The 7,993-nt window shown below is 45.3% G+C and carries 9 protein-coding genes; 2 read left to right on the top strand and 7 right to left on the bottom strand.

What is annotated here, in order from left to right:
* The first annotated feature begins 247 nt into the window (after positions 1-247).
* Both LZ24_RS16495 and phaC read left to right on the top strand, forming a co-directional pair.
* The gene (locus LZ24_RS16495; RefSeq protein WP_144686810.1) at positions 248-601 is read left to right on the top strand and encodes a hypothetical protein; all 354 of its coding nucleotides are present in this window, start codon (positions 248-250) and stop codon (positions 599-601) included.
* A gap of 319 nt (positions 602-920) precedes the next feature.
* Positions 921-2,699 (top strand): class I poly(R)-hydroxyalkanoic acid synthase, encoded by a 1,779-nt coding sequence (phaC, locus tag LZ24_RS16490; protein ID WP_144686809.1) that lies wholly within the window; start codon positions 921-923, stop codon positions 2,697-2,699.
* 175 nt (positions 2,700-2,874) lie between these two features.
* On the opposite strand, the gene LZ24_RS16485 is transcribed toward phaC, so the two are convergent.
* The 7 genes from LZ24_RS16485 to LZ24_RS16455 form a co-directional block, all read right to left on the bottom strand.
* Positions 2,875-3,651, bottom strand: coding sequence for a transposase (locus LZ24_RS16485; RefSeq protein WP_144686808.1), 777 nt, complete (start codon positions 3,649-3,651; stop codon positions 2,875-2,877).
* A gap of 34 nt (positions 3,652-3,685) precedes the next feature.
* The gene (locus LZ24_RS16480) at positions 3,686-4,048 is read right to left on the bottom strand and encodes a HigA family addiction module antitoxin (RefSeq protein WP_139450993.1); all 363 of its coding nucleotides are present in this window, start codon (positions 4,046-4,048) and stop codon (positions 3,686-3,688) included.
* Positions 4,014-4,307 carry a type II toxin-antitoxin system RelE/ParE family toxin gene (locus LZ24_RS16475; RefSeq protein ID WP_144686807.1) on the bottom strand — a complete coding sequence of 98 codons (294 nt, stop codon included), beginning with the start codon at positions 4,305-4,307 and terminating at the stop codon, positions 4,014-4,016. Before LZ24_RS16475 ends, LZ24_RS16480 begins: the two co-directional genes overlap by 35 nt.
* 399 nt (positions 4,308-4,706) lie before the next feature.
* Positions 4,707-5,006, bottom strand: a complete 300-nt coding sequence (locus LZ24_RS16470; RefSeq protein ID WP_144686806.1) for a hypothetical protein — start codon at positions 5,004-5,006, stop codon at positions 4,707-4,709.
* Positions 5,007-5,363: 357 nt separating this feature from the next.
* Positions 5,364-5,582 (bottom strand): type II toxin-antitoxin system Phd/YefM family antitoxin, encoded by a 219-nt coding sequence (locus tag LZ24_RS16465; RefSeq protein ID WP_144686805.1) that lies wholly within the window; start codon positions 5,580-5,582, stop codon positions 5,364-5,366.
* A 1-nt stretch (position 5,583) separates the two neighbouring features.
* Complete coding sequence (locus LZ24_RS16460) at positions 5,584-5,976, bottom strand: type II toxin-antitoxin system VapC family toxin (RefSeq protein WP_144686804.1); 393 nt, start codon at positions 5,974-5,976, stop codon at positions 5,584-5,586.
* Positions 5,977-6,164: 188 nt separating this feature from the next.
* The gene (locus tag LZ24_RS16455) at positions 6,165-7,469 is read right to left on the bottom strand and encodes a HEAT repeat domain-containing protein (RefSeq protein WP_144686803.1); all 1,305 of its coding nucleotides are present in this window, start codon (positions 7,467-7,469) and stop codon (positions 6,165-6,167) included.
* Positions 7,470-7,993 lie beyond the last annotated feature (524 nt).

The following is a 7,993-nucleotide window of genomic DNA, read 5'->3' as shown; positions in this document are numbered from 1 at the left end:
CCACACATGCACCGGGTCAGCGACTCCGGGGAACCTGCCTGCCACTTGCGTTGACGCAGCATTCAGTTTTGCCTTCCCGTTCACCCAACACGGTCAGCATTCCCAACCCTGATTTCGGAGCTCAATACCGAGCCTGTGTGTTCCCCTGTCAACGCTTAACCACTACCCTCACGAGCAGCAGCCCATGACTCGGGGCTCCGGCGGTTCGCTACACCTTACCGGATAGAGGACTTGCACCTCCAATCTTATGCCAGCTTATCCCGGCGCACTGGGTGTCCTGTGGTCGGTGTGGTCGGTGGTCGGTGGTCGGTGCTGTGGTCGGTGTCCTGTGGTCGGTCCTGTGGTCGGTCTGGGTCTGTGGGCTGTGGTCTGCGCTGTGGTCTGCGGACCTCCGTTCAATCTGGAGACCCTGAAGTCTGCCATGCAGGTACATTGCATAGGAGCTGTGCATGTGCAGATGAACAGAAGGCGGCTGGGTACGGGGACATTTTCCGTTAAAAAAGAATGGGAGCGGATGAAAAGCGGTGTTGCGGGATTCTTTCATATCTGGCGGGATACGGAAAATATGGATTCTTCGACCGGCAGTGACGACCCGTCGTGAAGCAGGATGTGCTTTTTTGTTCTGATGGCTTTTCTGGACTTTCTGATCTGATCAGCCCGCTCCCTTTTATACAGAGGGCAATATGGAAAAAGAGAAGGACAAAGAGGGTGTCCGGTGGTTCATCCGGTGGTTCATCCGGTGGTTAAAGAGCCTGCTGAAATACCATAGGGGAAGTGTGGCTAAGGTTGGTGGAGGTTTTGGGTTAAGTTAAGCTTGATAATTATGCCCGATAAATATAAGTTAACAAATGTTTTATTCTGTCAGTGTGATTTTTAAGACTGGATAAATCCTTGTTAAACAGCCTTAATTCAGGAGAAATATGGAAAAAAAAATAGAATCCTCTGGTTTTGATCTGGATAGAATTTATGATCTTATGGTTAAATTTACTAACAAACAGCAAAGTTATGTAATTGCTCTTTCAAAAAACAAGGTTAAAAGTGAGCTTCCACAGCCCGGTTTGATGCTCGATTTTTTTGAAGTTTTTCAAAAAATTGCATTAAACCCTGAAACTCTTTTTAATTTAAGTATGAAAATCATGAAAGATTATAATAAAGTATCTTCTGCTATTGTAGAAAAAGCTTTGAATCCCGGAGAAAATGAAGAAGAAAAACCGGGAAAAGATAAAAGATTTAAAAGCGAAGAATGGAATAAAAATCTCTTTTTTCAGCTCATGAGAGATTTTTATCTTATAAATTCAAAATCTGTTATAGATGCTGTGGTCGATGTTGAAGGTGTTGAATCCAAAAAAAAGAAAAGAGTTGAGTTTTATACAAAACAGTTTTTTGAAGCAGTTTCTCCTTCCAATTTTTTGGCTACAAATCCTGAACTTTTGAAATATACCTTAGATCATAATGGTGAAAATATATTCGACGGCATTGATAATTTTTTAGATGATGTAAGCAATGAAGACGGAAGCCTGAATGTAAGAATTTCTGATAATACAGCATTCAAGCCAGGAGAGAATATTGCCGTCAGCAAAGGAAGCGTTGTTTACCAGAATGATATACTCCAGCTTATTCAGTATCATCCTGCTACTGATAATGTTTTCAATATTCCTGTTTTAATATCCCCTCCCTTTATAAATAAATATTATATTCTTGATATAAATGAAAAAATGTCCCTTGTTAAGTGGTTAGCGGGTCAGGGCTACACTGTTTTTGTAATATCATGGGTAAACCCTTCAATAAAGCATGCTGCAAAACGATATGAAGATTATGTGCTTGAAGGACATCTTGAAGTTCTTGATGTAATAGAAAAAATAACAAAAACTAATAAAGTTTCAGCCATAGGATACTGTACAGGCGGAACAATTCTTGCCACAACAGCAGCATATCTTGAGGCCAAAAAGCAGAAAAAATTTGCATCTCTTACTTATATGGCAACTTTGCTAGATTTTTCAGAACCAGGAGATATTGGAAATTTTCTTGATCAGGCACAGGTTAATAAAATAATAGAGGATATCAAAAAAAACGGATATCTCGACGGAAGACATCTTGCCAAAACATTTAATATGTTAAAGCCGAGCGACCTTGTCTGGTCTTATGCTGTAAATAATTATATCAAAGGTATAGATCCTGTTCCTTTTGATATTTTGTACTGGAATTCGGATTCAACAAATCTTCCTGCAGGTATGTATGCTTTTTATCTTCAGAATATGTATATTGAAAACAGGCTTAAAGATCCGGGCGGAATAACAATAGGAGGAGTTCCGATAGATATTTCAAAAATAAAAACTCCTTCATATTTTCTTGCAGCAGAAGATGATCACATAGTGTTATGGAAGGCTGCCTTTAAAGGAGCTCTTCTTTTTCCCGGTAAAAAAAGGTTTGTTCTCGGCGGGTCAGGGCATGTAGCAGGTGTTGCTAATCCTCCGTACAAAAATAAATACGGTTATAAGGCCGCAGATCTTGAATTTGATACTCCTGCAGAATGGATTGAAACCGTTGAGAAAAAAGAAGGCTCATGGTGGCTCGACTGGCATAATTGGAATAAAGAATTTGCAGGTGAAATGACAGAAAAAAGAATACCAGGGAAAGGCAAATTCAGGGAAATTGAAAAAGCTCCGGGAAGTTATGCGCTTAAAAGGTGTGATGGCTAAACTCAAAAAAAACCTGTGTCTGGACTATGGCTTTACTTTTGCAGGGACAAAGTGGGGGGCCTGTGGTTGATGCCTCCAGTACTGAGATTTTTAGATTTTTTGACAACTGCACACACAGCTTTGAGTCCAATGTCAGGAATGGTGATTTCTGTCTTGAGGCACCATCCAGCCACCATCAGGCCGCATCAAAAAACACTTCAGACCCGGCACCTCTCATACAGCGCAGACCTCTGAGTTTGCAGTGCATTCTTAAAACTTCCGGATCTCCAACGGCGGTGCCGAACTGCTCTAAAAGGGTATCCATGGAAGATACAAAAACGGCAGCATCCAGGCCTAAGCGTTTGAGAAGGGGAGGGGCCTTCCGGCAGATACTTCCCCGTTTTTTGCGCTTAAGCTGCCTTCCTGTCCAGTCCACAAGCTCTGCATATTCATGGAATCCGAAGGGAATGGCAAAGGCCATATCCGTAAGGTCATCAAAGGGGGCAAGGGAAGCTCTCGGTTTTTCCTGCTGAGTATCCGGGGATGCATCCGGTGGTGTGACAGAACAGGCATCCGCATCCTTTGCCTTAAGGGCATCCAGCCTTTCCTTGATGGACGTAAAGTCTGAAGTTTCAGGGGTTTCGGCCATACCCGCCCGAACAGGGTTGAGATCCACATAGGCCATGGCCGCCAGAATGGCCTTTTCATCGAGAAGGGCCTGACTTTTGAAACGTCCCTCCCAGAACCTGCCGGAAATGCCTTCTTCCTTATTGGCTTTTCTTGCGATGGATTCATTGAGCATCCGCATGAACCATGAAACATCATAAAGGCGGCTTCGGTAGAGGCCAGCCAGCTCATTGAGCCTGAGCTGATCCGATGCGCTCAGGTCTACGGTTTCTGAAAGGTAACGCCTCACCACATCCGGCCCCTTGAAAAGCCGTGTCCAGCGGCTGAAGACTTCATGATCCGACAAGATCAGCCGTACAATTGATGACACGTTTTAGTGTTTATGCAAAAGAAGGTTCTTTTTTACAAAGAGGTTTTAACAACCTGATCTTTTTTGCTTCGGGGCTGTTCATGGCATGCCAGAGATCCCAATCCTGTTGTAGGCCCAGCCAGAAATCTGCCGACATTCCCAGAACATGAGACAGCCGCAAGGCTGTGTCCGGAGTTACGGAGCGTTTGCCTCTGATGATTTCATTCAGGCGTGGATAGGACACCCCCAGATGGTGGGCAAGTACCGTCTGGGTGATATTCAGAGGCTTGATAAATTCCTCCAGCAACATTTCTCCAGGATGTGTCGGTGGGCGGTTTTGAGGCAAACGACGGCCCACATCAATGGTAATCGGTGATTTCAATTTCGCAGGCATGGCCTTCCTCCCATTTAAAACAGATTCTGTACTGCTGATTGATGCGAATACTGTACTGATTTTCACGGTAACCTTTTAAGCGTTCAAGACGGTTACCGGGGGGAACATTCAGTTCATTGATTTCCCTTACCCGGTTGATCTGATCCAGCTTTCGTCGGGCAACAGGCCAGATGGATTGAGGGCAGCATTTGCGGGCCTCTTGTGAGGCTATGCCGTCAAAGATATCTTCTGTGCCAGCTGATTTGAAAGTTTTGATCATGGAATGTCGTAACCGTTCGATAAATACTTTTTTTCTTCTGAAGTAATTTTATACATTATTTCATGATGTTGATTAACTAACGCAATTAAGATAATGGTAGGCATTATATCTGTCAAATATTTTATGGTCAAGGGCAGCATAACAGAATGGCATCCTGTGGCTGAGTGAAGATGTGTAAGGGAGCAGAAAGAATGATCCCACCATCAGGCCGCATCAAAAAACACTTCAGACCCGGCACCCCGCATACATCGCAGGCCTCTGAGTTTGCAGTGCATTCTTAAAACTTCCGGATCTCCCACGGCGGTGCCGAACTGCTCTAAAAGGGTCTCCATGGAAGATACAAAAACGGCAGCATCCAGCCCTAAGCGTTTGAGAAGGGGAGGGGCCTTCCGGCAGATACTACCCCGTTTTTTGCGCGTAAGCTGCCTTCCAGTCCACAAGCTCTGCATATTCATGGAATCCGAAGGGAATGGCAAAGGCCATATCCGTAAGGTCATCAAAGGGGGCAAGGGAAGCTCTCGGTTTTTCCTGCTGAGTATCCGGGGATGCATCCGGTGGTGTGACGGAAGGCAGAGAAGAACAGGCATCCGCATCCTTTGCCTTAAGGGCATCCAGCCTTTCCTTGATGGATGTAAAGTCTGAGGTTTCAGGGGTTTCGGCCATACCCGCCCGAACAGGGTTGAGATCCACATAGGCCATGGCCGCCAGAATGGCCTTTTCATCGAGAAGGGCCTGACTTTGAAATGTCCCTCCCAGAACCTGCCGGAAATGCCTTCCTCCTGATTGGCTTTTCTTGCAATCGACTCATTGAGCATCCGCATGAACCACGAAACATCATAAAGGCGGCTTCGGTAGAGGCCTGCCAGCTCATTGAGCCTGAGCTGATCCGATGCGCTCAGGTCTTCGGTTTCTGAAAGGTAACGTCTCACCACATCCGGCCCCTTGAAAAGCCGTGTCCAGCGGGTGAAGACCTCACGATCCGACAAGGTAAGGGCACGGTTCTCATCCACATGCAGCACGATGTGGTAGCTCATGGCCGCATAGGCCGCCACGTCGTTACCTTTCCCTTCCTTCACGAATCATATCAACAATTTCCTTGGTAGAAATTTTAGCTTTAATGGTTGGAATGTCCAGAGGGGAATCAGAAATATTTTCAGGAATTAAAGCAAATGTGCGACCATCTTTTCTCCGAATGAGGACTTTACCGGAAGTTTCAGCCTGATCGAGAACAATCGCAAGCTTTTGTCTTGCTTCTGAATATGTGTAAATTTGCATTCTATGCCTCCAGTGTTGAGATTTTTAGACTTTTGGCAACGGCACATAACTTTGAGTCCAATGTCAGTAAGGGTGCTTTCTGTCTTAAGGCACAATCCAGAAAATAGGCATCATAGGCATAGATATTGGTTTTTTGAGATATTGTTACGGCATTTGCAAAATTGGTTTCAATAGACCGAATCGGAATTTTTTTAAAAATTTCAAGCCCTTTTTCGGCCTCTGCAAGACTCACTCGATTTTTTTTAAACATTGCCGAAAACGCATTTCCAATTTCCCAAGGAATCGAACCTGGGCCAATGAGGGTATTTCCTCTTGTCAATTCAATAATTTTTTCGCGCTCAGGTTCATCTACTATGACTGCTATTATTGCTGAAGTATCGATTACGATCTCCATTATCAGCTCCAAAATATATGATTTTTGACAATTGTACAATTCTGATGTGAGTTGTCAAGTGCAGAAATGGAAGACTCAAATAAATGGTATGATTTTTAAAGGTTAGGATGGGAACGAGAACCAAGTGGGTGTCCTGTGGTTACCGGGTGTCCTGTGGTTACCAGTGGTTACCGCTGGATGTTATGGGGTCAGTGCTCCATATTTTTTGTCAGTTCGATTACTCTGGCTATTCCCTCTTCAAAAAAGAGATCCCAGATATCCAGACAGCGCTGGGCAATGCTCTGGTTTCTCTGTTCCTGTGACTGCTCGTAAAGTCGCAGCAGAAGACCGGGCATTTCCTGAGAGGGATAGGGCAGATGGGATCTCTTTTCTTTCAGGATTTTGGGGATTTCTTCAGAAACTGCAAAAATAATATCTGCCAGGGGGACAAGGCTTCCCTCGAACTCCTTCAAGTCCCCTATGAAATGGTTGAAACTGTCGGCAAAGGCCTGAGACTTGATGTAGTCCAGCAGGAAGGGTATCGCCTCAGAACACCGAAGAAGCTCTTCTTTCCTGAAGATATTTCTCAGCTCATCCCGTACTTCCTTTTCTCCATCGTTCATAAGCTGGAGAAAAAGATCCTGACATTTTTCAAAATGCTTTCTGTCATCTATGACTATGAATGTTGCTGTCACATTAGCTACCCCTCTTCTCTGTGCGAGTGTGCCGTTTCTGCACCGGGACAGCTCTTTTTCAAAAAAGCCCCAGAACAACCAGCGTCCCGCAACCTGCCTTGCCCCCTGAAAAGCCACATCCTGGAAGGAAGAAAAGGCCATTTCAGGAATCAGATGACCGACGTTTTCAAAATGGCTTGGAATCAGATAGTTGAAAAAAAGCAGGCCATGTGGCGAGGCAGCTATGCGCGGATCTCCTTCACAGGCCATGGAAAACCAGCGAGCCGCCAGATTCCTGTCCATATTTATAACCGGTTCAATGGCCTTGATGGCCGCCATTCTGACGGCGGGATGGGGATCTCGGACAAGAGCTTCAATGGCGGGCTGCATGATTTCCAGCCTGTGGCTCTGTGCCCACAGGATACGGCCGATGGCTTCAGCGGCCACCCCACGGACACAATTGAGACTGCGTCCAGCAAGATGATGAACCGTAGCCTGATCGGACCCTTCCTTTTCCATCCTTGGATCTGGATGCTGGGTGGCATAATGAATCAGATGGCTAAGGGTTTTTTCCTGCCAGGGTTCATCGGCCCTTTCCCTGAGCATACGACAGAAAAGCAGGGCATATTCCTCGTCTTCTCCTGGAGGGTGCTGATCGAAAAAGGCCTCAATGCTTTTTATCCCAGAAGGACTCCAGGAGTCCTTCTGAGATTCAGTCCCACTTTCCGCAGAGGGCTTATGGGTCAGGCCTTCCAGAATGGCTGCAAAATACGCGGGATGGGTATCCGGTGGGAAACGGAGGGCAAGTTTTACAAATCTTTCAGGAAATCGTCTTGCCATGACTGACAGGGGGAACGCAAACCGGTCAGTGGATTGTTCCTTTTGTTTTCGGTGTTGTTTACGGGGATTTTTCGCCATTGTTTTTTCAGAACAGACGATACAAAGCCATGCAGCGTCACTGATTTTTTCGGTATTTTTGTTTGTCAGCACTTCAGAACCATCATCTGACCTGACAGCCATAGGGTCTGGAAATGCTCTGAATTTTCGTTTCAGAACCCTGATGAGATCTCTGGTGGAAGCGTTTATCCTTGCAGAATCCAAGGCAGGAAGCAGGATGTATTGAGTTCTGCCCCAGTAGTGACCGAAATTGCCATGCTGCCACCCCTTCAGATAATACCTAAAATCCCGCTCATTTTTATACCTACGAAGGCTCTTTAGCTCCAAAGGCTTTGAAGATAGTTTTTTGAAGCTTGGTTAATGGGAAAAGGATTCTAACTCCCTTAATTTCCTGAATGCGTAGTTTGGATAAAGTTAAAATCAGCTCTTTCATTGTCATTTTGCAGTACAATTTTTCCTGCACCATC

Origin of the sequence: Desulfobotulus alkaliphilus (assembly GCF_007830435.1) — a bacterium.
Taxonomy (GTDB): Bacteria; Desulfobacterota; Desulfobacteria; order Desulfobacterales; family ASO4-4; genus Desulfobotulus; species Desulfobotulus alkaliphilus.
Note: the sequence above shows the minus strand (reverse complement) of the source record. Positions and strands in the feature narration are given on the sequence as shown.